A 24,740-nucleotide genomic window follows, 5' to 3' on the forward strand; every position below is an offset into this window, starting at 1 on the left:
ATCCCGGATGCGTCGCCATCTTCGAGATCGCGTATAAGGCCGATCGCGGACAGCGATTGAACCATCGACTATTTCGATCTTGGCGCTTGTTCAGCGATCGCGGCACGGTGAGGAGATGCGGCCGTCCACGAACCGAGGGGCCAAATCTTGAATCGTCATCTCGCCGCCATCGCTGGTTTCGCGATCCTGACCTGCACGAGCGCCGCCACGGCGCAGGACCTGCTCTATACGCTCGAACGGAACGCGACCCTGCCAAGCACCAACACCGGCTGGGACTATGCGAAGATGGAGCCGGGCACGAACAGGCTGCACATCGCGCCGGATCCATGCCATTGTCGGCACGCGGCCGCAGCAATCGACCTGGTTCACACTCGATGCCGCCACGGGTGCATTGCGCGGCAAGACGGTCTTCCCGTTCCGCAAGATGGATGATCCAGCCAATGACGGCAAAGGCCGGTTGTTCGCGCCGGTGCGATACGACAACATCATCCTGGCGCTGGACTCCCGGACACTGGCTGAAACCGGACGATGGCAGGTGCCGTGCAACGTTTCCAAGGTGCGCTTCCAGGCCAACACCAACCTCGTGCTCGCAGCCTGTCTGGGGGACGCCCCCCGCTTCCTGGCGCTCGACGCCGCGACCGGCGCGGTCGTGGCCAGCCTGCCGATCGGTAGGGGCATCGACGGCTTTGCCGTGGACGAGATGCGCGGGCGCATCATCACATCCAACGGCGCCGATGGCACGCTGAGCGTCATCGGCCAGAACGGGCGCGATTTCCGCCCGCTCGGCACGGTTTCGACCCGGCCGGGCGCGCGCATGATGACGATCGACGAACGTACCGGGAAATTGCTGGTGGTGACGGCGGATTATACGCTGCCCCCGCCGGCGGCCGATGGCACGCCGGCCACCAAGATCTATCACCCGAACAGCTTTACCGTGCTCACCTACGCACCACGCTGAGCGGGATACCCCCCGAGCGAGCGCGAGATGCCGTCCAGGCCGGCGACAAGCTCGTCGGCCGAGGTCCAGCCATAGCCCAGGCGGAAATGGCGATCGGACATCTCGAACCAATGGCCGGGGCCGACATAGGTGCCGTGATCGCGTAACAGCCGTTCGTAGAAGGCGGCGGTGCCGCCCGGCGGATCGGCGCGCATGCGCGGGAAACAAACGACACCACCTGCCGGGCGCACCCATTCGAGCCTGTCCTCGCCCGCGATCCAGTCCGCCACCACATCGAGCCGCCGGCGCATCTCGGCGAGGGTCGGCAGCAGCAAGTCCCGGCGCTTCTCCAATACCTGCTCGGCGATCCATTCGTCGACGACGCTGCCGCAGATCGCGATCTGCTCCTTGGCGGCGAGGAAGAGTTCCTGGAGATGCGGGTCACGCGTGATCAGCCAGCCGATGCGGATGCCGGGGATGCCATAGGCCTTCGAGAGCGATGACACACTTATCACATGCCGCCCCAATGTCGCCGCCAGCGGCAGCGGTTCACCATAGCAGAGGTCGCGATAGGTTTCGTCGACGAGCAGATAGCAGCCGTGCGCCGCCGCCAGCGCGACAAGACGGTTGAGGTCATCCGCGCTCATGGCCACGCCGGTCGGGTTATGCGGACAAGTGACGCTGATGATCCGCGTGTTCGGCGTGATCGCAGCCGCGATCGCATCGGGATCGACCGCGAAGCCCCGTTCGAACGACAGGTCGACAAAGCTGATATCGCAGCCGATCGCGCGCGGCGTCTCCAGATTGGTCGCATAGTTGGGACGGACGATGACAAGATGATCGCCGGCGCCCAGCAGCGAGGTCGCGATGACGAACAAGGCGGTCGCGGCGCCGCCAGTGACAAGCACATCGTCGGCATGGAGCCCCTCGCCCTGCTCCGCAATCAGCGCGCGCAGCCGCTGGCCGCCGCGATGCTCGCCATAGAGCAAGGTCAGGTCAGGGATCGTCAACCCAAGGCCCGCGATCGTCTGATCGGTGATCGAACTTTCCGACAGATTGTAGCGGATGTTGGAATACCCGTATTCCTCGGGAGATTCGACCTCGATCGGCATCCGGACATAGCGCATCTGATTCAGCTTCCCATTGATGTGAGATGCGGATGATGCCCCGCCCTGCCCCCTCCGGACCATCCCTCCAGGGAGGGGGTTCAGTGCCTGAGCGCGAACAGCTCGGCGAGCGTTCCGATATCGAGCTTGCGGAAGATGCTCTTGCGGTGATCCTTGACGGTGTGACGGCTGATACCCAGCCGGAGCGCGATCGCTTCGGTCGAGCATCCGTCAAGCAGTAGCGCGCAGACCTCGCGCTCGCGCGGCGACAAGGCCGGCGCGTCGATGGCCACCGCCTGAGGTTCCAATGCGGCGTTCCGTTCGAAAGCAGCGCGGATCGGCGCACCGAACGCGCCAAGCATCTCCAGCCGGTCCGCCGATACCGGGCGGGACGAACGCTCGCGATAAAAGCCCAGTTCTACCCTTCCGCCGCATCCGCTGAAATAAAGGCCAACCTCCTCGAGCATCGGTGGCCAACCCGTCGTCCTGAAACCGAGTTCCTCGTCGCCCTCGGGAATGAGGAGCGCCTGGAAGGGCTGCCCGAGGTCGCCGCCGCGGATCGCGAAGTCGCGTGCGCGGCAAACGGCGATGTCACCACGGGCGGCAAGCATCGGATTGGCGCGGTGGGTGAAGCGGACATAGTTATCGAGGCCGAGGCGCGATCCCGTGCGATCGAAATTATCGTAGATCACGCGCGAACCGGATCGGGCACCATGCACGATCATCGCGCTCAGCTCGAAATCGAGGAAGCCGCATATGGCATGGGCTGCGCGCGCGGCGAAGTCGGGTTCTCCGATCGCGAAAATCATGTCGGTGAGCGGGTCCTGCCCGGTCTGTGGTGAATACGGCATGGCCTCATCCTCTCACGCAATCCTGACATTCGATGCTTTCACATCACTGTCACGGGCGCTCGTCTTTTCGGCAAGACAGGTTGATGACAGCTTCGGACGATCAACGTCGTTGCCAGAAAATGGGAGGGCAAGGCACGATGCGACCAGGGACAAGGCTGATAGCGGCGGTGGCATTGATGATCGTGCCGATGAATGGCGCGATCGGCCAGCAGCCCGGCGCCACGCCCGCGCCGGCATCGCCCCCAGCGGAATGCGAGGCGCCGGTCCATTACGACCGCGACCGAAAGATGTCCGGCTATATCCTCTCCACCGCCGCCGGCCCGCGCACCTGCATTCCTTTTTCGAGCGTCGCGGCGGTTCCGCCGGCGGACTACAAGGGCGATTTCTATGTCGACGAATATAGCGACGCGCGGCTGCGTGGGCGTTGGACAGAATGCAAGGCCGACGAGAAATGCCGAAAGCGCGTGTTCAAGGCGGTGATGAACCGCCATCCGCCCAACAAGGAATTTCACAATCGCGACGAACGCGACCGTTACCTGCTCGGCAAGGCGACCGAAACGGTGGGCGATATCGACCTGGCCAGCATCCGCCGTCCCGCATTCTTCGCGCAGGCGCCCTATAACGAACCCTTCGCCGCGCTCGATGCCCGCACCTCCACCGTCGAATTCACCGCACCGCGCGATCCCTATGAGCGGATCCATATGCAGATGTACGATCAGGTGAAGATCCGCGGCTGGTATGTGCGCGGCGACGGCGTCGATGATGGCAAGGGCGGCAAGACGCGCGCGCTTGTGATCATGACCGCGGGCGGCGGCGGGCGGATCGCCGCGATCACCCATCCCGACGACCGGCTCTACCGGATCGAGGAGGATGGCGAGACCGAGATCAACGATTTCCCGAGCGAGCGGAGCGGCGCGACCGGCCAGGATCTGTGGCGCGAGACCGCGTTGCTTTTCAGTCGCGCGGGCTTCGACGTGCTGCTTTACGACCGACGCGGCGTCGGCATTTCAAGCGGCTATAGCGACACCAACACCTTGCAGCAGGGCCGCGACCTGCTCGCGATCGTCGCCAGCCTCAGGACCGGTGACGGGCTGCGCGCGATGGCGTCGTCGGGCACGGTGACCAGGGGACTCGCCGCCGCCGATGCGGTGCGCGGCGCGAAGGCACCGGGCGGGCTGCCGGTGCTGCTGTTCGGCAATTCGCGCGGCACCATGGCCAGCGGCTGGGCGATGACGATGAATTTCGACAAGAGCTGCACCTACGACCTGCCCGAGATCACATGCGCCCCGGCCGTCGGCGACAGGACGATCAAGGGCGCGATGCTGCTCGCCGAATTCAGCAGCGGCCCCGGCTATGTGATGGACAAGCCGAGCGAGGAGGATGAGGAACGCGGCCTGGGCCGGGATCGCCCCCTGTTCATCGCGGGCAGCCAGGTCGAGCATAACATCGTCTTCTTCCCGAGTTCAGCGATCCTGGCGGGCACGAGCAAATGGCCCGCCGCCTTTTTCGCACGCGGCCTGTGGGATTACGCAGCGTCGCTCCAGGGCACGATGGACAGCTATCGCCGGGTCAAGGGACTGAAGGAACTCGTCGTCGTTCGCGCCCCACATCCCTATGAGGTCTGGCCGGCGGACGAGCAGAAACGCGTGCAGGATCGACTGATCGCGTTCGCCAAGGGCACCATCCAGGGAGCGACCGCGATTGAAGGCGGACGCCCTTGGCGCGATATGAAGGAACTGGTCGCGACGACATCGGACGTGTGGGAGAAATCGACGCACCCGACGCAAGTGCCGTAAATCCGTCGGTACTCAGTCCCTGCCGTAAACATCCGGGCGGAAGGCGATACCATTATCGGTGGCGGTAGCGGTGATATAGGTCAGATAGACCGGCACGGGCACGGGCAGCGGCACCGCCTGTTCGGGCTTTTTCGATGCGGCGGCGCCGAGCGGCTTCCGAAGCAGCCATTTGCCCAATTCGGCGGCATTTTCCAACCGGATGCAGCCATTGCTGAAATGGCGATCGTCCTTTTTCAGCAAATCCCGAGCGGGCGTATCATGCAGATAGATGCCCTCGTCATTAGGGAACATGAATTTGACGCGCCCCATCGAATTGGCGCCGCCCGGCAGTTCGCGCAGGCGGACCTCACGCTTGCCCGAAGCCACGGCGTCCCAATCGATCTCCGACGCCGGAAGCGGGCGCGCCGTCGTGCTCCAGTCCGACAAAGCCTCGATACGCTGCGCCGCGAGCGAGCGGCCGGCAAGCACCTTGGGTGCTATGCTGTTGCGCGCAAGATAGGTGGGGATATTCCAATAGGGATTGAGCACCGCCCATTGCAGTGTGCCCACCAGCATCGGCGTCTGCGTCTCCTTCGCGCCGACGACGACGCGCATCGTGCCGACCTGTTTGCCCAGCTCATAATACCAGAGCCGTCCCGACGAGGCATCGACGAGAATATGACGCGTATAGGGTCCAGGCAGCAGCCGGGCGCGGTCGAGATTGAGATGGAGGCGCGCCAGCCTGCCGTCCGCCAAGCCCTGTTTTTCGGCGCGTGCAGCCAGGGCGCGCAACCGCACATATTGCTCGCTCATCCAGCCCATATTGGCGACATAATCGTCCAGCGACTTGGGGAAGCTCGCCGCGCGCAGCACGGTTTCGGCGCGAAGCCGCTTCGGCTTGAGTCTGCGATCCGCATAGATCATCCGAACGTCCGAACGGCGCTGATCCTGGACATAGCGGGCAAAGATCGTGGACAATTCGAGTTCGGCACGCGCAATGGCGCGCGCATCGCCGCCGCGCGCAGCCGCGACGGCCTCGCTCAATTCGTCGATATCATAAGATGACGGCCTCAAGCCGTCAGCATGGGCCGATTTGAGATAGCCGATGAACATATCGGCGGACCGGCCGATCATGCCGCGCGCTGCCCAGAGCGGCCGAAAGCCACGATCAGCATAGAAGTTCTTCACCCCACCACCTGCCTGCGCCCGGATTGCGAGCGCGATGGCCTCGGTGGCTGGTCCGGCAGGTGCAGCCTTGGCTGGCGCCTTTCTCGCTGGCGCGGCTGCGACCGGGCTGGCGCAGATCGCCGCGCCAAGGAGCAGATAATGGGGAATGCGGCTTACCCGCATTCCCCGGAGGGAAGCGATCAGCCCCGTTCCCCCTTGCGCGTCGGGGTGGGCGGCGGATTGTAAGCCGGCACGACATTGGGATGGTAGATTCCGTCGGCGGTATAATAACCGTCGATGATGCCGTCGCCGTCACGGTCGGCGGCGGTGCTACCGGGAACAGCGCCCGGCGGTGGCGGCGGTGCATAAGCGACGTCTTGCTGCTTGGCGCAGGCGCCGAGCGCGAGGGTGCCGAGGCCTGCCAACATCACGGTTTGAAAACGCATAGACTTGCTCCCTTTCAAGGGCGCCGGGGGAACCCGTGCGCACATACGCACAGACCCAACGTCCGGACGCGCGGTTCGTTACGCAGCGTTCACCATTCGCGCGACGGATCGTGCGCCGGGTGCGGCGATCGGCGGATCCGATGGGGAAACTTGATCTCGGCAATCGGTCAGCGCACAATTGCGAACGACTCGCAAATAGGATCGTCATGACCAGCCTTGCCGATGCCCCCATTGAAGTGGAGCGCCCCGCCTTCAGCATGAAACCACTCATGTTCGAAAGCTTTGTCTGCTCGATGGCGATGATGGCGTTCGTGGCGCTCGCCGGCCCGATCGCACGGGTGATCGGGCTCGCCCCCTGGCAGGTGGGCGCGGCGATGACAGTTGCCGGCGTCGCCTGGATGTTGATGGCGCGGGTGTGGGGCGCGGCGAGCGACCGACGCGGACGGCGGCCGGTGATCCTGTTCGGCCTGACCGGCTTCGCGATCAGCTATTTCCTGCTTGCCCTGTTCATCGATCTGGCGCTGCGCACCGCGATGCTGCCCGCCATCGCCTTTGCCGGACTGCTCATCGGGCGGGGCGTCGCCGGCATGTTCTATGCGGCGGTGCCGGCAACGAGCGCCGCACTGGTCGCCGATCATGTCACGCCCGAGAAGCGCGCGGGCGCGATGGCCACGATCGGCGCGGCGAGCGCGGCGGGCATGGTGATCGGCCCCGGCGCCGCCGGACTGATCGGCCCGCTGAGCCTGAGCCTGCCACTGTACCTGACGGCCAGCTTGCCGGCGATCGCCTTGCTGGTGTTGTGGCGGGTGCTGCCCCGGCATGAACATCATTCATCGCCCAATGCCGCACCGCTGCGATTGACCGACAAGCGCCTGCGTCGGCCGATGGCGGTCGCCTTCGTCGCGATGTTCAGCGTCGCCATCGCGCAGATCACCGTGGGCTTCTATGCGCTCGACCGGCTGGACCTCGATCCCGCCCGTGCGGCGAATGCGGCTGGCATCGCGCTGGCGACCGTCGGTGTGGCCCTGGTGCTTGCGCAACTTCTACTGCGCCGGCTGGGCTGGCCGCCCGCACGGCTGATCCGTTTCGGCGGAATCATCGGGGGGCTGGGTTTCGCTTCGGTCACGCTGGCGACCGCCGCGCCGATGCTCTGGACCTGTTACGGCATCGCCGCTTTCGGCATGGGATGGGTCTATCCTTCGGTTTCGGCATTGGCCGCCAATTCGGTGGAGCGCCACGAACAGGGCGCAGCCGCGGGTACCATCGCGGCGGCACAGGGGCTGGGGGTGATCCTGGGGCCGATCGCGGGCACCGCCATCTATACGATAGACATTGGCGCGCCCTATGCGCTGGTCGGCGCGATGCTGCTGGTGACAGCGCTATGGCAGGACAAGAGCTGCGCCGATTGTTGAGCACGGACGGGCATGATTGACCGCATATCGGGTTATCCGGCAATGAGGCGACCATGCCAGCGCCAAAGCCGCCACAGACGAACCCAAGTGCAAGGTCGGGGAAGCCGGGTCGTACCTGGCGCCGGACGCCACCGCCCGAACATACGCCATCGACGCAGGAATGGGTCGACATCGCACGACGCGCCTTGATCGAGGACGGCATCGTCGGCGTGAAGATCGACCGGCTCGCCAAGATCGCGGGTGTCACGCGCGGCGGCTTCTACTGGCGCTTCAAGAGCCATGCCGAATTGCTCGACGCACTGCTCGAAGACTGGCGCGCGCGCAACACCCAGCCCATGCTGGACGTGATCGCGCAGCCGGGAACCATGGACGAACGGCTGACGCGGCTGGCCAATCTCTACATTCTGGAGCAGGGATTCAGCGCCGCCTATGACCGGGCGGTCCGGGCCTGGGCGAACATGTCGCCCGATGTGGAACAGGCAGTGCAGGAGGCCGATGCCGTTCGCATCGAGGCGATCCGGCAGGCCTTTGTCGAAGGCGGATATGAGGCTCATGATGCGCTGATCCGCGCCAGGATCGTCTATTTTCACCAGGTCGGCTATTATGCGACGGGCCTCAAGGAATCGCTCGAACAGCGCCAGACGCTGACCAGCAGCTATATCCGCGTGTTCACCGGGCACGACTGATCCCCACGAGCTTGCCTAGTCGAAGCCCGGCATAAGCCTGCCCACCCACAGGCTCGCCCCATTTTTCCGGACCGTATCGCGGGCGACGCCCTTCGACGGCTGGGCTTGACAGCCTCAAAACCGCAATGCGATAACAATACAGAACTGTATTTCTAGTGTCAGACGAAGCGCGGATCCGCTTCGGCGACACCGGCTGGAGACCGCGATGCTTCCGTTTCGATCGCCCGGCATCATGGCCGCACATCCGCCCGGCGGTTCGCGCATATGGAGCGCGCAATGACGGTAGCGCCGCCCTTTCCGGCACAGGCCGCCGACGGTGGCCGCCGGTTCGCCGGCCACCCCATGGGACTCGCCTATCTCGCCTTCACCGAAGCCTGGGAGCGCTTTTCCTTCTACGGCATGTCGGCATTGCTGCTGCTTTACATGATCCAGCACCTGCTGACGCCGGTGGCGGCCGGCGAGGTGCTGGGGCTCGCATCCTTCCGCTCCGGACTGGAAGCGATGACCGGGCCGCTCTCCACCCAGGCTTTTGCGAGCCAGTTGTTCAGCCTCTATTCCGGCCTCGTCTATTTCACGCCGATTTTCGGCGGCCTGCTGGCCGATCGCCTGCTCGGTCAACGCCGTACAGTTGTGCTTGGTGCATTACTGATGACGGCGGGACATGCGCTGATGATGGTGGAAACGGCTTTCCTGATCGCGCTGTCTCTGCTGATCCTCGGCACGGGCTGCCTCAAGGGCAATATCTCGGTTCAGGTCGGCCATCTCTACGCGCCCGGCGACGAAGGGCGGCGCACGCGCGCCTTCGCCATATTCTCAGGCGCGATCAATGCCGGGGCGCTGCTCGGGCCGCTGCTGTGCGGCCTGCTCGCGCAGCGCTTCGGCTGGCATATCGGCTTCGGCGCCGCCGGCGCGCTGATGCTGGCCGCGCTGGCCGTCTATCTTGCCGGATGGAAGCATCTTCCCGCCGACCGCAAGCGATCGCACGGCACGCACGACCGAATGCCACTGACCGCGAGGGATGGGCGGACAATCGCCGCGCTGCTGCTGCTGAGCATGATCGCGATCCTGCCCTGCGCCGCCTATTATCAGGAAATGAATGCAGGCCTGTTGTTCATCGAGGCATCGGTGGACCGCCGGCTGTTCGGCTGGATCGTGCCCACCGCATCGTTCAACGCGTTCGACGGGCTGTTCTGCATCCTGGCAGTGCCTCTGCTGATCGCGCTTTGGCGCCGGCAGGCGAAACGCGGGCGCGAACCGGGCGAGATGAGCAGGATCGCCACCGGCTATCTGATCATCGCCGCCGCCAATCTGATGATGACCCTTCCCGCCGGACGGGCGGATAGTGGCGAGACCGTCGGCGCGATCTGGCCGATCCTCCTCTACGCGCTGAATGCGCTGGGCTTCACCTTCTACTGGCCGACATTGCTGGCGCTGTTCTCGCGTGCAGCGCCGACGCAGCTCAATGCCACGATGACCGGCATCCTGTTCCTGTCCATCTTCCTGGGCAACCTGCTCGTCGGCGCGCTCGCCGGATCATGGCAGGCGATGAGCCATGCCGGCTTCTTCGCGCTCCATGCCATGCTCGCCTTCGTCGCCTTCGCGATCATGCTGCTCGTCGCCCGCCCATTGAAACGGCTGCTCGCGCCGCCCCCCGCCCCCGCCGCGAGGCAACAGTCGCAACGCCCCACGGCCGCTCGGGCGCAAAGGCGATGGGCGTGAAGACGTCGCGCATGGAATTGCCCGGTGCCTCGTAATGCAGACCGCCCGTTTTTCAGCACTTTCGCAACATCGTTACACAATCGCGACCTTTACAATACAGTTCTGTATTACTACACAGGGACATCATGACGAAACAGTGATTCGGATCGCCCCGCCCGGGCACGCGGGGCAGCCGAATCCCTGACTTCCGGAACGACTTCACGCCCGGCCCGGCCTGAAGATCCGATCCATACAATCCTGTCCGGAAGAGGCAGGACTGACGAAATCCGCGGCGATCTTCCACAGACGCATCGCCGCGACGAAGCATGGGCAATCCGCTTCGAACGCACAGCAATCACATCAACGCATGGCCGGTCAGGCCATGCCATCAGAGGAGGTATGAATGTCACACAGGGGGAAGAAGGCCTGGTTCCTGACCGGCATGTCTATGCTCGTTTTCGGCGCGGCCGAAGCGTCGGCGCAAACCGCCAACGAAGGTGACAATCCCGAGGAGATCGTGGTCACCGCCCGCTTCCGCCAGGAATCGGTGCAGGATATCGGCGGCAGCATCACCGCGCTCGACAGCCGCGAGCTCAGCCGATCGGGCATCGTCGATTTCGAGGATCTTTCGAACCGCGTCGCGGGCGTAGAGATGCTCGACCGTGGCCCCAATTCGAACGAGATCAACATCCGCGGCGTCACCAACAGCACGCAGGTTTCGGGCAACGCGCTGCAGCCGCTGGTTTCGATCCTGGTCGACGACATCTCCGTCGCGTCCGCGTCCGCCTCGCAGCGCGACTTCAACTTCTTCGATTTCGACCGGATCGAGGTGCTGCGCGGGCCGCAGCCCACCTATTTCGGCGAAGGCGCGATGGGCGGCGTGATCCGCTACTTCTCCGCCGATCCCGACCTGAGCAGCGGCAAGATGGTGGAAGGCACGTGGAGCGGCGGCATCGGCACCACCAAGAGCGGCGGCTTCAACCATCGTTTCGAGAATGCGACCAGCTTCGTGATCGTGCCCGACAAGCTGGGCATCCGCCTGGTCGGCTATTACCGCAACGACGACGGCTATATCGACAATATCGGCCTCAACAAGAAGAACATGAACTCCTTCGAATCCTGGGGCGGACGGGCAGTGCTGCTCTACAAGCCGACGGACGAATTGAGCATCCGGCTGGCCGCGCATGTCGGCCGCGACAATATCGGCGAACTCAATTTCATCAATCCGGGCACGATCGGGGATTCGGTGGGCAGCGAGGATCTGATCGCACCCGAACTGAGCCTGATCGACGGTTCGAACACCGATGACTTCGAACTCTATAGCGGCAAAATCTCTTACAAATCGGATCGCTTCACGATCGAATCGATCACCGGCCTTTATAATCGCAAGCGCCAGGCCGAGACCTTCAGCTCCGCCTATACCTATGGGTTCGAAGGATTTTTCAACGCGTTCCCGCCGTTCAACACTGCCAGCAACCTGTTGTCGTCCGATCTGACGGCGATCGCGCGCACACGCGGCAAGGAACGGAGCATCTCGCAGGAATTCCGCTTCATCACCGATTTCGATTCACCGCTGAACCTGGTGGCCGGCGCCTATTATCAGGACACCAAGGCGATCAGTACGGCGCTGGTGACGGGTGACGGCTATGCCAACATCACCGATACCGGCACGACCGAGATCGAACGCACCACCAACCGGGTCGACACGCGCCAGTTCTCGGGCTTCGTCGAGCTGAACTACAAGGTATCGGACCGGTTCCGGCTGTTCGCGGGCACCCGCTACGTCAACGAGAAGGTTCGCTCGACGCTGGTCGAATCCTATGTGATCGGCATCTTCTCGCCGATCTTCAGCAACCCGGCGGATATCTACGCGCCGGTCTATTTCCCGGTGCCCAACGATGTCGAAAGCCTGACCGCGCCGGGCGGGCCGGGCGTGAGCTTCGATTTCAAGCTCAACACCTTCCTGCCGCGGCTGGGCTTCGAATTCGACGTTGCGGAAACCGCGATGCTCTACGGCACCGTTGCGCGCGGCGTGCGCAACGGCGGGCTCAACAGCCCCTTCTCCGCCCTGGGTTTCGGCCCGGTCGGCTCGGCCGCGTTCGAGGATGCGCTGACCTATGATTCCGACGATATCGTGACCGGCGAGATCGGCCTGAAGACGCGGCTGCTCGACGGCAAGCTGACCTTCAATATCGCCGGCTTCTATTCGGACTTCGACAATCCGCAGATCGGCATCAGCAATCCGGGCGCCCTGACCGCCAATGGCCCGCAATTGCGGATCTACGGCGTCGAGGTTGAAAGCCACTACAAGGTGAACCGCAATCTCTCGCTGTTCTTCAGCGGCAATCTGACCGAGGCGGAATATACCCGGGGCATGTCGGTCTTCGCGATCGCGGGGGCACCGGCCGATTACCAGGATCTCGCCAAGGGCAACCGCCCGCCCAACGTGCCGAAGCTGTCCTTCTCGACCGGCGCCGACATCAGCTATCCGCTGGGCGACGGCGGCACCAGCCTGACCGGACAGATCGCCTTCCAATATGTCGGCGAGCGCGAGACCTTCCCGCAGAATTTCCGGACGGGCAAGCTCGGCAGCATGGAAATGCTGAACATCCGCCTGGGGATAGAGCGCGAAAGCTGGTCGCTCACCGCCTATGTCAACAACCTGCTCAACGATCTGGAACTGCAGGCGACGACGATCCCGACCAGTTCGGCGCGACTGGTCAACGGCGTGCTCGACGGGCCACTGTCCTCCGCGTTCATCAACCGGCCGCGCACCGCTGGCCTTACCGTGACCGTTCGTTATTGATCCGTTCTGAAATGGTGGCGGCACATCCCGGCGATGTGCCGCCATTGCCCTTTGACATCGCCGAAGGAGCCTCATGATGCAGCGCATGTTTTCGAGGGCGGTGATCGTGCTGTCGTGCGCGGCAGGCGTGATCGCCGCCCCCGCCGGCGCGCAGGATGCGGGCCTGACCGAAGCGGACATCGAACGGGCCGCGCGCTTCTATCCCGACGCCGCGCGCGCGCTGGTGCGCAACGCGGCGCCGGTTCCCAACTGGATCGCCGGCACCGACCGTTTCTGGTATCGGCACGAGATCGACGGCGGATATCGCTTCATGACCGTCGATGCCGTGACCGGCGCCACCGAGGCATCGTTCGACCATGACGCGATGGCGCGCACGCTCTCGTCACGGCTCGGCAAGCCCGTCACCCCGGCGCAATTGCCCATTGCAAGCTTTCGATATTCCGACAATCTGCAAAGCGTGATCTTCGCAAGCGGGGACACGCGTTTCACATGCGTCCGCGCGGCCACCCGCTGCGACGTCGCGCCCGCGCTTGCGGCCGATCCCGCGGCGATCCCCTCTCCCGACGGCAGGCGCGCGGTATTCCGGCGCGACCATAATCTGTGGGTCCGCGACCTGGCGAGCGGCGCGGAACGGGCGCTCACGACCGATGGCAGCGCCGATTTCCCCTATGACTACACCGCCTTCCGGACCAGCTATGTGGAGGAACGGCGTGGCACCGCGAAGCCGACATCTCCCGGCGTGAGCTGGTCGCCCGATGGTCGCTACCTCCTTGCCGTGCGTTCGGACCGGCGCGGCGTGAAGACCGCCCCCTATGTCGTCGAATATCTCGCGCCCGATGCGCCGAGGCCGATCGCGCACCAGATCGCGATGCCCATCCCCGCCGACGCGCCGGAAACGCCCTACCGCCTGGCCCTGATCGACATGGCCGATGGCGGCATCGTGCCGGTGGACGGCGGCAAGCTGGGGTTTCACGATTATGCGCCCTATTGGGCGATCGTCGGCGAACCCGGCTGGAACATGCGCGACGGCGAGCTTTACCTGGTAACCGCCACCCGGGATTCGCGCGCGATCGGCGTCATCGCCGTCAATGCCGAGACGGGCGCCAGCCGGACCGTGCTGGAGGAGCGCGGCGATCCCTATCTGAACCTCAACCCCTTCGACTATCATGTGCCCAATGTGCGGCTGCTGGCGGCGCGCGGCGAACTGCTCTGGTGGTCCGAACGCAGCGGCTGGGGGCATCTTTACCGCTACGACGCGAAGACCGGCGCGCTGAAGAACGCGGTGACGCGCGGCGAATGGACGGTTTTCGATATCGTGCGCGTCGACGAGCGCGCGGGCGCCGTCTATTTCACCGCCGGCGGAAAGGAAGCCGGGCGCAATCCCTATTATCGTCATCTCTATCGCGCAAAACTGGACGGGAGCGAACCGCGACTACTGACGCCCGAGGACGCCGATCACGTCTATGCGAATTTTCCGGCGCGCGGGCTCAATGGGCATGACGACGTACCGGTGCGGCGCTTCTCGCCGAGCGGACGCTATTTCGTCGACAGCTTCTCCACCGTTTCCCAGCCGCCGCGCACCGTGCTGCGCAAGGCCGACGGCGCGATGGTCGCGCCGCTGGTCGATGCCGATGCCGGTGCGCTGCTGGCGACGGGCTGGAAAGCGCCGGAGCGGCTGGTCGCGAAAAGCGCCGACGGCAAGCACGATATCCACGGGATCATGCTGAAGCCGAGCAATTTCGATGCCGATCGGCGATATCCGGTGATCGAGCAGATCTACGGTGGACCACAGGTTTCCTTCGCGCCGCAGGGCTTCACCGACACGCTGGGCGGGCGCGCGGCCTATATGCAGGCGCTGGCCGAACTGGGGTTCCTGATCGTCGTACAGGATGGCCGCGGCACGCCCCGGCGATCGCGGGACTTTCATGTCGCGCCGATGAAGGACGAGGATTCGTTCGCGCTCGCCGATCATGTCGCGGGCATCAAGGCGGCGGCGCGAACCCGCCCCTATATGGATCTCGATCGCGTCGGCATCACCGGCATTTCCTTTGGCGGCTATGCCTCAGCGCGATCGATCCTGCTGTTTCCGGATTTCTACAAGGCGGCGGTGTCGATCGCGGGCCCGCACGATTACAGCACGATGATCTCGTCGATATCGGTGGAGAGATTCTTCGGCATCCCGGGCAAGGATGGCGACGCCTATGCGCGCGTGGACAATCTGCATCTGGCCAATCGCCTGCGGGGCAAGCTGATGCTGATCGCGGGCGAGATCGACCAGAATGTACCCTTCAACCAGACGATCGCGCTGTCCGATGCGCTGATCAGGGCGGGCAAGGAATTCGATCTCGTGCTGGTGCCAAACGCCGCGCACGATGTCGGCTATCATCCCTACGCCGTCCGCAGGCTGGCCGGATTCTTCCTGCGCCACCTGAAGCGACAGGATCCGCCCATGCCCTTCGCGCAGATCGTGAAATGATGACCTTCCGGGAGATTGGCCGATGACGTCCGAGATAAGCCGCCGCAGCCTGATGCAATTCGCCGGGGGAGGCATGGTTGCCGCTGCTGCGGGAACCGGCCTGGCGGGGCATGCATCCGCCGCCGCGCCGACAGTGCCGATCGTCGTGGACGGGTGCAGCCCGGCCGCGCCGACCGCCAAGTATCTGGCGCTGATGCGCAAGGGGGGCGTCGATTGCTGGAGCGTCAGCATGTTGCCGACGCTGCTGCAGATGTCGCAGTTGCTCGAGTTCGTCGCGCGCAATTCAAAGCATGTCGAGATCGCGAAGAGCGCTGCCGATATCCGGCGGATCAAGCGTGAGGGCAGGCTTTCGATGACGATCGGCTGGCAGGAAGCCGATCTGTTCGCGGCGAAGGGCGACAGCGACTGGTGGTCGAAACCGCCGAAGACGACGATGCGGCTCTTCTACGAACTGGGCGTGCGTGTCGTCGGCCTGATCTACAATCTCACCAATGCCTTTGCCGGCGGCTGCCTCGATCCGGCCACCGGCCTGTCCCGCGCCGGACGGGCGATCGTGGCGGAGATGCAATCGCTCGGCATGCTCGTCGATGTCGGCGGCCATATGGGCGAGCGATCGAGCCTGGACGTCATCGCGATGGCCGAACGCCCGGTGGTGTGCACCCATTCGAACGTCGCCGCGCTCAATCCCAATCCGCGCAACACCTCCGATCGCGTCATCGAAGGGATCGCGCGTACCGGCGGACTGTTCGGCGTCAGCGCCATCGAACCGTTCATGAGCTGGAGCGGCCAGGATGTCGGCAAGCGCGACCGGCCGAAAAAGCGCGCCGATGTCGGCCGTTATGTGGACGAACTCGATTATCTGAAGAAGCTGGTCGGGGTCGATCATATCGGCGTCGGCGGCGACTTCACCACCGGCGCGACCTCGGTCATCCGCCCGGAAGAGTCCTTCGCCTTTCCGCCGGACATGACCTATCTTCAGGATCCCATCCAATATGCGACCGGTTTCGAGGATATATCGCGTCTTCCGGCGGTGCGCGCCGAGATGGCGCGCCGTGGCTGGACCGGCACCGAGATCGACAAGGTGATGGGGGAAAACTGGATGCGCGTCTATGAGGCGAGCCTGGGTTCCTGACGCCGGCCCCCCGCCATCGCCGCACACCGGCGAGCGCCCAGGAATCGATAATATTTGCCTGTACAGGGAATAGACTGCCTCGCGGCTGCATATTCCCGATATGGCTTTTCGCAGCAAACAGGATCCGCTGGAGCATGTGCCGACGATGCGGCGCTATGCGCGCTCGCTGTGCCGCGACGCGGACGCCGCCGACGATCTGGTGCATGACGCGCTGGTCCGCGCCTATGGCGGCGCCGACGGTTTCCGGCCGGGCGGATCGCTACGCAACTGGCTGCTCGGCATCGTCCGCAACAGTTTTCTGGGTGATCTTCGCCGCCGCCGCGCCGAAGATGCTCGCCATGACGCACTGGCATCGCTGCTGACCGACCGGATCGAGCCGGTGCAGGAGAAGCGCGCCTATCTTCAGCAGACGCTCGATCGCTTCATGCAATTGCCTGACGCGCAACGCGAGGTGATCCACCTGATCAGCATCGAAGGGCTTGGTTATCAGGAGGCCGCGGCGCTGCTCGATATTCCCGTGGGCACCGTGATGTCACGCCTCAGCCGGGCCCGCGCGGCGCTGCGCGCGCTCGACGCAGAAGCCGAAACCCGCGCGATCACCAGCCTGCGCATCGTGGGAGGCAAGGATGCCGATTGATCCGGTCACCGATTTCGAGATCGAAGCCTATATCGACGGCGAACTCGATACCGAGCGGCGCATGGCGGTGGAAGATCATCTGTCGCGCCATGCCGATGTCGCCGCGCGCGTCATGGCCGATCTGAAGGTCCGCAGCGCGCTGCGCCTGGTGCTGCAACAGCGCGAACCCCTGCCCGCCCAACTGGCCGACCGGGCAGAAACGCTGCGCCAGCGCCTGGGCAAGCGGCGGTGGAGATTGTCGGCGCTCATGGGATTTTCGACGATGGGCATGGCGGCGGCGGCTGCGGCGCTGATGCTGGTCTGGCCCACGCTTCATGGCGACGTGCCGTCCTATGTCGGCGATGCCGTGATGTCGCATCGCGTCGGCCTGATGCGCGCGGCGATGACCTCGCAGGTCGAGACTCCGCATTTCGACGCACATGAGATGCTGCAATCGGCGCGGATCCGGATGCCGGTGCCCTTGACCGGATGGCGGGTGACCGACGTCCAGCTTTTCCCCTCCGATGGCGGCCCCGCGCTCCAGTTCATGATCCACACCAACAATGGCCAGATCATGTCGATGTTCGCGACGCCGACCAAGAACCGGGCGACGACCCAGCCCGTCGCCGTGCAGCGCGGCGACACCGCCGCCGCCTATTGGAACCGTGACGGCGTCTCCTACGCATTGATCGGAACACTCCCGGCCAATGAACTCGACCGCGCAGCCGACGACGTCGCCGACAACGCCTATTTCTGAGCCGCCCCATGCTGCCTGATATGATCTTCGCCGCCGCGGCAACGCGGCGCAACCCGGCGCCCGCATACTCCAAAGCCAGCTCTGGCGGGTATTGCTGAAATGGACCAGTTCGTCGCCCAACTGGCCTTGTTCCTCGAACAGCACGGCGTATGGGCCGGGCCGCTGCTCGGCCTGATCGCTTTCGGGGAGTCGCTGGCGATCATCGGCCTGTTCGTGCCGGCGACCGCGCTGATGCTGATGATCGGCGGCCTGATCGGCAGCGGCGTGATCGATCCGCTTCCGGTTTTCCTCTGGTCGGTCGCGGGATCGGTGCTGGGCGATGCCCTGTCCTATGCGATCGGCCGCGGGCTGGGATCGCGTATCTATTATCGCGCCCCGCTCAACCGACACCTGTCGCTGGTGGCGCGGACACGGCTGTTCTTCCGCCGCTACGGTTTCTGGTCGGTGCTGATCGGGCGCTTCCTGGGGCCGATCCGATCGACCATCCCGCTGGTGGCGGGCGTGATGCGGATGCCGCAACGTCCGTTCCAGATCGCAAATCTGCTTTCGGCGATACTCTGGGTGCCCGCCATGCTGACGCCCGGATTCCTGGCCGCCCGGAGCATGGGCGGAATCGACGGGCTGAACGGGACCCAATGGACCTTCGCGACGCTGGGTATCGCGCTCATCTGCATCATCGGCCCGCTTGCCGGCGCACGCATCCTGACTGGCCGCCTCGAACGCGATCCACGACGAACCATGGGTAGGAGTATCAAATGAGCGGATATGCCATGCGGCGTCCCTCTCCGGTCGCGCGCGTATTGCGCGACCGGCGCCCCGATCTGCGAAACGTGCCGAGCAGGCCGCTGCGGATCGCGCTGTTCTCGGGCAACTACAATTGCGTGCGCGACGGCGCCAATCAGGCGCTGAACCGGCTGGTCGGGCATCTGCTGAACGAGGCGGGCGCACAGGTGCGCGTCTATTCGCCGACCGCGCGCGAAGCCGCCTTTCCCCCAACGGGAGAGCTGGTATCGGTGCCATCGATCGGCATCCCCGGTCGTCCGGAATATCGCCTCGCCCTCGGCCTGCCAAAAACGATCCGCCACGACGTGCGTCGTTTCGCGCCCGATATCGTTCATCTTTCAGCCCCCGACCTGCTCGGGCGCAGCGCGCAGCATTTTGCCCGTACGCTCGGCATTCCCGTCGTCGCCAGCCTTCACACGCGCTTCGAGACCTATCTCGACTATTACGGGCTTCGGATGCTGCGCGAGGGTATCGAGCGCTATCTGCACCGTTTCTACACCGGCAGCGATCGCGTGCTCGCTCCCAATGCGCCCATCGCGGAAGAGTTGCGCGCGGCGGGGCTCGGCGAGCGCGTCGGTATATGGGGCCGCGGCGTCGATCGGACCATCTTCACGCCCGATCGGCGGGATCCCGAATGGCGGCGTTCGCTGGGCTATGCGGATGACGATGTGATCATCCTCTTCTTCGGTCGCGCCGTCCGGGAAAAGGGTCTCGACATATTCGCGCGGACGATTGAGGCGGCTCGGTCCGGCGGGCATCGCATCCGCCCACTGATCGTGGGCGACGGGCCGGGCCGAGACGGTTTTGCCCGTCAGCTCGGCAACGCCACCTTCCTGGGGCATCTTTCCGGGGCGGCACTGGGACGCGCCGTGGCGAGCGCCGACGTCATGCTCAATCCCAGCACCACGGAAGCATTCGGCAACGTCACGCTGGAGGCGATGGCCGCCGGATTGGCGATCGTCTCCGCCGATGCGCCAAGTGCGCGCGCACTGATCGATCACGGCCGCACCGGATTATTGGTATCGCCCAACATCGATGAAGCCTATGCGGCCGAACTCGACCGGATGATCCGCATGCCCGATCGGCGCACGGCCTTGGGCTGTGCCGCCGCCGCCGAAGCCGCGCGCTATGAATGGGCCGACATCCTCGATCAGGTCGTCGATATATATCGCGACTGTCTTTCACGCCCGCTCGACCAAAAGCCGTCAGCCGTCTGAACAACGGTTGACGATCGCCGCCGAACTTTCGATGGCGGCGAAACCATGACGGCGCGGACCGGAAACATTGCCACGATGCGGCCATGGCGCTGACCGCGCTCAGCCTGGCCATTGCCGGTATCGATTATCCGAACAAGCGCGGCCCCACGCGTGCGTTCGAACTGCGCCTGTGCGTGGCGGGCGAACCCGTCGAATTGCGGCTGGAGCCCAATAATCCCGCCGATCCGCTTGCCGTCGCCGTCTATAGCGCGCGTGGCATCCAGCTCGGGTATCTGACCGCCGAGCGCGCCCCATGGATCGGCGCGATGATCCGAAACGGGCGCGAGATCCAGGCGATCTTCCAGGGCATGACACGGCGGAGCGCGTTCATCCGTGTGGCGTTCGATGGCGAAGCACCCTTGCTGCCACAGCGCCCCGATCTGGAAAAGGTGACCGACCCCGAACAGGGAGCCACGGCCGACGGCTTCTGGCCCGACGAGATTCCGCCAGAGGAAAGCTGGGATGACGGATGGAGCGGTGACGGGCCGAACTGAGCGGTACGTTCCGTGGCGATGGAACCGAACTGGACACGGCACGTTGGAGCCCGGCTTGGTGGCGGACTCCGCCAGCGGGCACGTGACCTGAAAAAGGGGAGATCCAGTTTGATGCGTACCTATCTTGCCGCTTGCACAGCGGCCGGCGCCCTCATGCTCAGCGCATGCTCCGGCGGCGAAAAGGCGAATGACGGCGCGGCCGCGAACGACACGGCGGCTGCAGGTGACACCGCAACGGCGTCCGTCGATGCGCCGCCCGCCCCCAAGGCCGGGCTTTGGGAAATGAAGATCACTGCCGCCGGCATGCCCGCGCCGCAAGCAACCAAGGTCTGCGTCGGCGAACCAGCCCCGGGCACCAACGCCTTCACGCCGCCGCCGGGCGCCGGCCAGACCTGCGCCAAGAACAGCGTCACGAAGGTGGCAGCCGGCTACGAGATCGATTCGGAGTGCACGATCCAGGGCATGACCACCACGAGCAAGGGCAGCCTGACCGGCGACTTCTCCTCTGCCTACAAGATCGAGATGGCGACCAAGATGAGCGGCCCGAATCTCCCCGCCGCCGCGCAGCAGGAAGTGAAGACCGTCATCGACGCGAAATATCTCGGCGATTGTCCGGCCGACATGAAGCCCGGCCAGTCGCAGACAGGCTGATCGACGAAAGGGGGGGGGCATCGCTCCCCCTTCTTTTCAGCTAGCCACATTCCTGCCCGTAAGTGTGCTGAAGCACATAGCTTTCCGAGCCCGAATTGGTGAAGGTGCCATAGGGTGAGGTCGCGCTCCCCGCCCCGCTCGCATTGATCCCGACCGGCCGGTCCCCGTCGTACCGCACGGTGTAGGTGCCCTTCCCGAACAGCCGTGATCCGGCGATCTGACCGGTATAGGAATAGCTGCCGCCGCGCTCGGACGCGGGCGTGAACGTCACCACGATATTCGCATTGCCCTTTACGGTGAACGGCCTTGTGAGATCGCAGATGACGCCCGTACCGTGAAACTCCCCGCCGCCGCCCTCGATCTGATATTGTTCGGGATTCGTGGTGACGCGCAGCAGTTCCGATGCGGCACCGCGCCGCGACGTTGCCCTCAACCCAATGCGCATCGTCCTGTCGCGCTCGTTCACGGCCACATGGGTGACCTTGCTCGGCGATGTGAAATGCGTCGGTTCAACCGACGCGCCACCTTCCAGCGTGACCGCGATCTTCGCGCGGATTTCGGCGGAATCGCCTTTCTTCACGGTCTTGACGTCGATGGCAGACACCGCCCCTGGGGCAACATTGCCGGGCGATCGCGCGTCGAGACGAATGCAATTGCCACTTTGCCAATGGAGCCTGGCGCCGACAACGGCGGTGCGTGCAAGCGCAAGCGTATCCCGCAAGCTCTCATCGCGCAGCGCGTCATAGTCGCCAGTGGCCTTGGTGATCCTGTAATCCTCGATCTTGCTGTCGCCGTTGCCGTCGACAAGATAATGGGCAGTGGCGGCGACCCTGGCCGTCCCCTTCGGGCCGGATGTGCTGCTGTCATAGCTGGCGCGGATATCGATGCTGGCAATCTCGGCATTATCGTCCACGACCAGCGCGACATGCGCTTCCTTGGTCGAACTATGTCCGGCCGAACCGGCGGCACCGCCGTTGCGCAGGCGGATCGTGAATTCCACCCGCCCCTCGGCGTCGGGGCACAGCGTTCTGGTCGATATACCGGTCTGGCCGCCGGCCTGGGCACCGAGTTGCGGGATATCGACATTACTGCTGATCGAGGCATCGACCACACCGTTCTTCGCGACATCGACGGCAAGCGAGACCTTCTCGCCACCCTTGCCGTTGAACTCCTTCGCCAGCCTGCCGCCTTCCCCCTTCCTCGCGCCGGTGCCGGCCATGCCCCCAAGTAGAAAGCCGGCGGAAAAACCGGTCATTCCTGTACCAGTGCCTGCGGATTGCGCGCGAGCGGCCGGGATAATCCATGAAAGGATGCTCCCCGCTCCGGGGGTCGCGAACCTGGGTTGCGGCAATGCCACGCTGGTTTCGGCATCGGCCGGGCGCTCCATTGCCACCTTGCCGCTAGCCGCGGCCAGTGCGCCGGTGGCCTGGGTCAGCAATGCCCGTTCGCGTGACACGAATTCAGCCCTGTTCGCCGCCAACTCTGGGACCTGACGCGCGAGCGCATCGATGACCGCGCCGGCCATGGGCTGCAACTCGGCTTTGTCGGTCACGCGCAGATCCGCAAGCATTGCCTCGACCTCTCGCGCCACTTTCTCCTCCGGTGACTCCGCACAGGAAGACAGGGTGACGAGCAGGGCTATGGTCGCGAACGCACGCCGAACTCCGCCAATCTCACCGCTCGGCTCCCTTTGCCGCCCTTGCATGAACAGGTACCGGAACATCGCCCACATCTCCTCGACACGCGCTGATTTCTCAGGAGAAATCCCGCCGCGAGTTAACCTGTTGCCACCCCCTTCGTCTTGGGGTGAGGCTCAGGGTTCTGCGCTAGAGCGTGGCCTGACAGGAACCGCGCGCGCGCAAGCGCACGGCGCCGTTCGAAGCAGTTATCGATGATTGGAAAATCTTCCCCGCCACACGATGGTGGACGGGGGAAAATTGGCGCGCCCGGAACGATTCGAACGTCCGACCCTCAGATTCGTAGTCTGATGCTCTATCCAGCTGAGCTACGGGCGCGCGTTGGAGGCGGTCCAATAGGCGGGTCGTGAGAGATGTGCAACCCCGTTGCGATGCTTTTCTTCACGGGATAGGAAAACGGCCGATGCAACGCCCTTTCCTCCCCCTTCTTGCCGTGTTGGCGCTTGCCGCTTGCACCGCCCCCAACGGCGATTTTCCGTCGCTCGCGCCCCGCCCCGTCGAGCAGCGCAGCGACGCGGAACCGGTACAGCCGCCAGCCGCGGCCGTGCCGGCGGACTCCGCCCTGACCGCCCAACTCGCCAAGATCCTTGCCGATGCGCGCAAGGGTGAAGCGGACTTCGCGGCGGCGCTGCCCGCCGCCGAACGCGCGGTTTCCGCGGCGCGTGGAGCCTCTCCGGCAAGCGAGGCATGGATCGCCGCCCAAACACAGCTTTCAGGGCTGGATGCGACACGCGCGCCAACCGCGAGCGCGATGACCGAAATCGATTCGCTTTATGTGTCACTCGCCGATCGCGCATCGAAGGATGCGACGATGGGTGGTGTCGCCGATGCGGCGACGGCGCAGACCGAGGTGGAGGGACTCTATAATCGCCAAGTGGAGCGGCTGACCGCGCTCCGAAACGGCCTCAGCCAGCCCTGACCGCAGCCGCATGGGCCTTGGCGAGTTGGCGGTAATGCGCCACGCCCATCAGATTGCCAGCCACCTGTTCCTCCGTCAGCGTGCGCATCAGTCGCGCGGGACGGCCGCCCCACATCTCGTTGGCGGCGATGGCCTTGCCGGGCGTCAGCATGCCGCCCGCCGCCAGCATACCGCCCGATTCGATCACGGTGCCATCCATGGTGATCGCGCCGAGCCCGATAAACCCCCGATCCTTGAGCAAGGTGCCGTGGACCATCGCCATATGGCCGATCAGACAATCTTCGCCGATGATCGTCGGATGCCCGCCCTTGCCGTCATGCCCCGAATCGCAATGGATCACCGTGCCATCCTGGACGTTGGAGCGGGCGCCGACACGAATGAAATTCACATCACCGCGCAGCACGCAATTATACCAGATGCTCGCTTCCGGCCCGATCTCGACATCGCCGATGATACGACAGCCCGGTGCGATGAAGGCGCTCGGATCGATACGCGGCGTCTTGCCGTTGAACTCGATGATGCTCACGCCGTCCATTGGTTTCTCTCCGTCATATAGACGATGGTGGGATTGAGATCCGGGCCATAGGCCGGATCTATGAAGTCGAGATCCGCGCGACGTACCATGCCCAGCCGTTCCATCAAGCCCCAGGACGCACGGTTGCCCTGTACGGTGAAGGCGACGACGCGCTCGGCGCCGTGCACAAGAAAAGCACGCCGTATCGATGCGATCGCGGCTTCCCTCGCATAGCCCTGCCCCCACGCGTCCTCACGCAGACGCCAGCCGACCTCGAACTCGCCGGCAAGCTCGGTTCCCGCCGCATTGACGCGCTTGAGCCCGCAAAAGCCCAACAGCGCCCCGTCCGCCCTGCGCTCGATCAGCCAGAAACAATGCCCATGTTCGGCCTGCGACGCATTGACGCGCACGACCACAGCGGCCACGTCTTCGCGTGTCTGCAACGGCCCCAGCCAGCGCAACACCGCCGGCGTGTCGAGATGTTCAAGATAGGGATCGATATCCGTATCGTCCCAGGTTCTCAGGCGCAGCCGATCAGTTTCCAGGATCGTCTCGGCCATT

The 24,740-nt window shown here is 64.7% G+C and carries 22 protein-coding genes and 1 tRNA gene; 15 read left to right on the top strand and 8 right to left on the bottom strand.

Features of this window, described 5'->3' with window-relative positions; translation table 11 throughout:
• Positions 1–277: 277 nt before the first annotated feature.
• Positions 278–958: a YncE family protein gene (locus ACODTA_RS06265; protein WP_489064948.1), complete on the top strand. Its 681-nt coding sequence runs from the start codon at positions 278–280 to the stop codon at positions 956–958.
• Here the strand turns inward: ACODTA_RS06265 and ACODTA_RS06270 are convergent.
• Together ACODTA_RS06270 and ACODTA_RS06275 are read right to left on the bottom strand one after the other, a co-directional pair.
• Complete coding sequence (locus tag ACODTA_RS06270) at positions 943–2,064, bottom strand: pyridoxal phosphate-dependent aminotransferase (RefSeq protein WP_489064949.1); 1,122 nt, start codon at positions 2,062–2,064, stop codon at positions 943–945. The genes ACODTA_RS06265 and ACODTA_RS06270 overlap by 16 nt on opposite strands.
• Before the next feature lie 80 nt (positions 2,065–2,144).
• A complete protein-coding gene (locus ACODTA_RS06275; RefSeq protein ID WP_489064950.1) occupies positions 2,145–2,894 on the bottom strand; it encodes a helix-turn-helix transcriptional regulator in 750 nt (249 codons plus the stop codon).
• A gap of 137 nt (positions 2,895–3,031) precedes the next feature.
• Between ACODTA_RS06275 and ACODTA_RS06280 the strand changes: the two genes are divergently transcribed.
• On the top strand, positions 3,032–4,690 hold the full coding sequence (locus ACODTA_RS06280; RefSeq protein WP_489064951.1) for a hypothetical protein: 1,659 nt from the start codon (positions 3,032–3,034) through the stop codon (positions 4,688–4,690).
• Positions 4,691–4,702: 12 nt separating this feature from the next.
• On the opposite strand, the gene ACODTA_RS06285 is transcribed toward ACODTA_RS06280, so the two are convergent.
• Both ACODTA_RS06285 and ACODTA_RS06290 read right to left on the bottom strand, forming a co-directional pair.
• Complete coding sequence (locus tag ACODTA_RS06285) at positions 4,703–6,019, bottom strand: L,D-transpeptidase family protein (RefSeq protein WP_489064952.1); 1,317 nt, start codon at positions 6,017–6,019, stop codon at positions 4,703–4,705.
• 17 nt (positions 6,020–6,036) lie between these two features.
• Entirely contained in the window at positions 6,037–6,282 is a 246-nt protein-coding gene (locus tag ACODTA_RS06290) for a hypothetical protein (RefSeq protein WP_489064953.1), read from the bottom strand.
• A 257-nt stretch (positions 6,283–6,539) separates the two neighbouring features.
• Between ACODTA_RS06290 and ACODTA_RS06295 the strand changes: the two genes are divergently transcribed.
• From ACODTA_RS06295 to ACODTA_RS06350, 12 genes are all read left to right on the top strand, one after another.
• Complete coding sequence (locus tag ACODTA_RS06295) at positions 6,540–7,694, top strand: MFS transporter (RefSeq protein ID WP_489064954.1); 1,155 nt, start codon at positions 6,540–6,542, stop codon at positions 7,692–7,694.
• A gap of 53 nt (positions 7,695–7,747) precedes the next feature.
• On the top strand, positions 7,748–8,380 hold the full coding sequence (locus tag ACODTA_RS06300; RefSeq protein ID WP_489064955.1) for a TetR/AcrR family transcriptional regulator: 633 nt from the start codon (positions 7,748–7,750) through the stop codon (positions 8,378–8,380).
• Positions 8,381–8,656: 276 nt separating this feature from the next.
• On the top strand, positions 8,657–10,099 hold the full coding sequence (locus tag ACODTA_RS06305; RefSeq protein WP_489064956.1) for a peptide MFS transporter: 1,443 nt from the start codon (positions 8,657–8,659) through the stop codon (positions 10,097–10,099).
• 382 nt (positions 10,100–10,481) lie between these two features.
• Positions 10,482–12,884, top strand: a complete 2,403-nt coding sequence (locus ACODTA_RS06310) for a TonB-dependent receptor (RefSeq protein WP_489064957.1) — start codon at positions 10,482–10,484, stop codon at positions 12,882–12,884.
• 76 nt (positions 12,885–12,960) lie between these two features.
• Positions 12,961–15,360, top strand: a complete 2,400-nt coding sequence (locus ACODTA_RS06315; protein WP_489064958.1) for a S9 family peptidase — start codon at positions 12,961–12,963, stop codon at positions 15,358–15,360.
• Positions 15,361–15,382: 22 nt separating this feature from the next.
• The gene (locus ACODTA_RS06320; RefSeq protein WP_489064959.1) at positions 15,383–16,492 is read left to right on the top strand and encodes a membrane dipeptidase; all 1,110 of its coding nucleotides are present in this window, start codon (positions 15,383–15,385) and stop codon (positions 16,490–16,492) included.
• 100 nt (positions 16,493–16,592) lie between these two features.
• Complete coding sequence (locus ACODTA_RS06325) at positions 16,593–17,129, top strand: sigma-70 family RNA polymerase sigma factor (RefSeq protein WP_489064960.1); 537 nt, start codon at positions 16,593–16,595, stop codon at positions 17,127–17,129.
• The gene (locus ACODTA_RS06330; RefSeq protein WP_489064961.1) at positions 17,119–17,865 is read left to right on the top strand and encodes an anti-sigma factor family protein; all 747 of its coding nucleotides are present in this window, start codon (positions 17,119–17,121) and stop codon (positions 17,863–17,865) included. Before ACODTA_RS06325 ends, ACODTA_RS06330 begins: the two co-directional genes overlap by 11 nt.
• Positions 17,866–17,964: 99 nt before the next feature.
• Positions 17,965–18,624 (top strand): DedA family protein, encoded by a 660-nt coding sequence (locus tag ACODTA_RS06335; RefSeq protein WP_489064962.1) that lies wholly within the window; start codon positions 17,965–17,967, stop codon positions 18,622–18,624.
• Complete coding sequence (locus ACODTA_RS06340; protein WP_489064963.1) at positions 18,621–19,865, top strand: glycosyltransferase family 4 protein; 1,245 nt, start codon at positions 18,621–18,623, stop codon at positions 19,863–19,865. The genes ACODTA_RS06335 and ACODTA_RS06340 overlap by 4 nt, the downstream gene beginning before the upstream one ends.
• 83 nt (positions 19,866–19,948) lie before the next feature.
• Positions 19,949–20,398, top strand: a complete 450-nt coding sequence (locus ACODTA_RS06345; RefSeq protein ID WP_489064964.1) for an HIRAN domain-containing protein — start codon at positions 19,949–19,951, stop codon at positions 20,396–20,398.
• Between the two features lie 18 nt (positions 20,399–20,416).
• On the top strand, positions 20,417–21,049 hold the full coding sequence (locus ACODTA_RS06350; RefSeq protein WP_489065397.1) for a DUF3617 domain-containing protein: 633 nt from the start codon (positions 20,417–20,419) through the stop codon (positions 21,047–21,049).
• Positions 21,050–21,089: 40 nt separating this feature from the next.
• Here ACODTA_RS06350 and ACODTA_RS06355 read toward each other — a convergent pair whose 3' ends face one another.
• Together ACODTA_RS06355 and ACODTA_RS06360 are read right to left on the bottom strand one after the other, a co-directional pair.
• Positions 21,090–22,772, bottom strand: coding sequence for a hypothetical protein (locus tag ACODTA_RS06355; RefSeq protein WP_489064965.1), 1,683 nt, complete (start codon positions 22,770–22,772; stop codon positions 21,090–21,092).
• A 215-nt stretch (positions 22,773–22,987) separates the two neighbouring features.
• Positions 22,988–23,064: transfer RNA gene (locus ACODTA_RS06360), tRNA-Arg, on the bottom strand.
• A gap of 85 nt (positions 23,065–23,149) precedes the next feature.
• On the opposite strand from ACODTA_RS06360, the gene ACODTA_RS06365 reads away from it, so the two are divergent.
• The gene (locus ACODTA_RS06365; protein ID WP_489064966.1) at positions 23,150–23,665 is read left to right on the top strand and encodes a hypothetical protein; all 516 of its coding nucleotides are present in this window, start codon (positions 23,150–23,152) and stop codon (positions 23,663–23,665) included.
• Here the strand turns inward: ACODTA_RS06365 and ACODTA_RS06370 are convergent.
• Entirely contained in the window at positions 23,652–24,200 is a 549-nt protein-coding gene (locus ACODTA_RS06370) for a gamma carbonic anhydrase family protein (protein WP_489064967.1), read from the bottom strand. The two genes, ACODTA_RS06365 and ACODTA_RS06370, sit on opposite strands and share 14 nt — an antisense overlap.
• The gene (locus ACODTA_RS06375) at positions 24,188–24,739 is read right to left on the bottom strand and encodes a GNAT family N-acetyltransferase (protein ID WP_489064968.1); all 552 of its coding nucleotides are present in this window, start codon (positions 24,737–24,739) and stop codon (positions 24,188–24,190) included. Before ACODTA_RS06375 ends, ACODTA_RS06370 begins: the two co-directional genes overlap by 13 nt.
• Position 24,740: the final 1 nt, after the last annotated feature.

The organism is Sphingomonas sp. FG14 (genome assembly GCF_057809675.1).